The 2,416-nt window shown below is 72.9% G+C and carries 3 protein-coding genes; all 3 read right to left on the bottom strand.

The features are described 5' to 3' along the window. Positions 1-206, bottom strand: a 206-nt coding sequence (locus AB0G02_RS35460; RefSeq protein WP_360803403.1) for a hypothetical protein, incomplete at its 3' end; no start/stop codon positions are given. Positions 207-487: 281 nt separating this feature from the next. Next, a complete protein-coding gene (locus AB0G02_RS35455; RefSeq protein WP_360803400.1) occupies positions 488-946 on the bottom strand; it encodes a TIGR03618 family F420-dependent PPOX class oxidoreductase in 459 nt (152 codons plus the stop codon). Between the two features lie 4 nt (positions 947-950). Then, the coding region (locus tag AB0G02_RS35450) for a diguanylate cyclase (protein WP_360803397.1) at positions 951-2,416 on the bottom strand (1,466 nt) is incomplete at its 5' end.

Below are 2,416 nucleotides of genomic sequence, written 5' to 3'. Positions count from 1 at the left end.
GTGGCGGCGGTCTCGGCCTCGTGCTCGACGAACGGCACGTCGGCGCCCCGGCCGGGGATGTCGATCGGCGACGTGGCCGCCGCCGCGGCGACCTCGGCGGAGACCGCGGTCGGTGCGGCGGCGCCGGCCCACGCGGTGACCAGGGACGTGGCCACCGCCGCCACGCCGAGCGCCAGGGGACGCCGGAGGGTGGGGTTGACTCGCATGGGTTCAGCCCTTCGTTGGACGGGACCTCAGAACTGCGGCAGGGATGTCACGGGGTGTGGCGTGGCGCACACCATAAGCAGCGCGATCCGGTGCACGCAAGATGTCTACGACATCACGCAAATAGTCGACGACGTGGAAGTCGGCCGCGTGCAGCGGTTTCACCGCTGTGACAGAGGACATGGCCAGCGCGTTTATCGGCCCAACCGGTCCGCTCACCCGCCGAAGGGGTGTGCACCGGGAAAGTCACTTGCGGGCGTTTGCGCTTGCTTGCGGCGTGGCCTCAGTACGTGCCGCTGAGCTTGCGGTGATCCCAGGAGACCACGGAGGTGGGCGAGAACCGGAGCCCGACCCGTTTCGCCGCCTGCGCGGCCACGAACGCGTCGAGCTCCGGGCCGCTGTGCCCGGAGTACCGCGCCGCCACCGCCGCGCCGATCCGCGCGACCTCGGCCGGGTCCTCGACCAACCGCACGTCGCACTCCATGGACACGCCGCGCAGCTGGTCGTAGGTCTCCCCCGCCTCCAGCTGCACCGTGGCCTCGGGATTGCGGCGCAGGTTCGCCACCTTCTGCGACGCCCGGTACGTCCACCCGGCCAGTCCGCCGTCCTCGACCACGAACCACAGCGGCACGAGGTGCGGCCTGCCGTTCGGGCCGATCGTGGCCACCGTGAGCACGCGCTGCTCCTCCAGGAACGCGCGCACCTCGTCGGTCGTCATCGTGATCGTGGCCCGGCGCGACATGGCGTCAGGATAGGCGGCTGTCCTCCCGCGGCACCGTCGCGCCCGGCCCGGCGGTCAGGTCACCGACGACGCCCTGCTCCAGCAACCCGAGGAACACGTCCACCAGCTCCGGGTCGAACCGCGCGCCGCGACCGGCCCGCAGCTCGCGCACCGCCTGCTCGTGGGTCAGCGCCCGCCGGTGCGGCCGGTCGGCGCGCATCGCCGCCCACGCGTCGCACACGGACAGGATCCGCGCCTCGACCCGGATGTTGTCGCGCGTCAGCCCGGCCGGGTAGCCCGCGCCGTCCCACCGCTCGTGGTGCTGGCGGATGACCTCCGCCACCTCACCGTGATCGGGCAGCACGCCGACCATGCGCGCGCCGCTGTCGGGGTGTTCGTGCAGCAGGTGCCACTGCTGGTCGGTGAGCGGGCCGGACTCGGTGAGCAGGTCGTCGGGCAGCACGATCATGCCGACGTCGAGCAACCGCCCCGCGCGGTGCGCGTTGCGGATCTCGGCCGGGTTCCGCTTGAGGTGCTCCGCGACGGTCCGCGCCCACTCGGCGATGGCCAGGCTGCGCCCGGGACTGGCCACGCGCAGGTCGACCAGGTCCGCGACCTGGTTCAGGTAGTCCACCGCGACGTCCTCCCGGTGTTCGGTGAGCGATGTGCCACCGGCGACCGCCCTGTCCCGGCCAAGGTCCTTGGCCAGGTACAGCGCGCGGTCGGCGGCGGACACCAACGCGGACGCCGTGCCGTAGTGCGGCGCGAACGCGGCGGTGCCGGCCGAGAGCGTAACCGTCACCGAACGCCGACCGCTCACGGCGATCGGATGGTGGGAGACGCCGTGCCGCAACCGTTCCGCGAGCCGGCCCAGGTTCTCGGCGTCCACACCGGTCGCGATCAGCGCGAACTCCTCGCCGCCGTACCGGGAGAGCACCCGATCTTCGCCCGCGACCGCGCGCAACCGGTTCGCCACCTCGACCAGCACCCGGTCGCCCGCCGGGTGCCCGAACCGGTCGTTGATCGACTTGAACCGGTCGACGTCGAGGATCACCACGCCGAGCGGGCTGCCGTTGCGCTTGCTGCGCGCGACGTCCTCGGCCAGGCGGGCCTCGAAGTAGCGGCGGCTGCGCAGCCGGGTGAGGCTGTCGGTGATGGCGAGCCTGCGCTGGTCCACCGCCAGACCCGCCAACCGGGTCGCGGTGAGCGCGAACAGCACCGCGCAGCCCGTCGCGATCACCGGCACGTCCCGGCGCACGCCGTGGGCGTGCTGCACGAGCAGCAGCGCCGGCCCGATCAGCGCGCCGGTGGACAGGATCGCCAGCCGCGGCCAGCTCAGCCGCAGCGCCGGCACGTCCACGGACTGCGCCATCCGGCCCATCGACGGGTGCAGGGCGCACGCGCCGAGCGCGAGGTTGCCCGCCAGCCAGATCGCGTCCAGGTAGTTGCCCGCGGTGTAGCTGAGGTCCAGGCGTTGCAGCACGTACAGGG

Origin of the sequence: Actinosynnema sp. NPDC023658, assembly GCF_040639995.1 — a bacterium.
Classification (GTDB): Bacteria; Actinomycetota; Actinomycetes; order Mycobacteriales; family Pseudonocardiaceae; genus Actinosynnema.
This window is presented reverse-complemented; position numbering and strand designations above follow the sequence as displayed.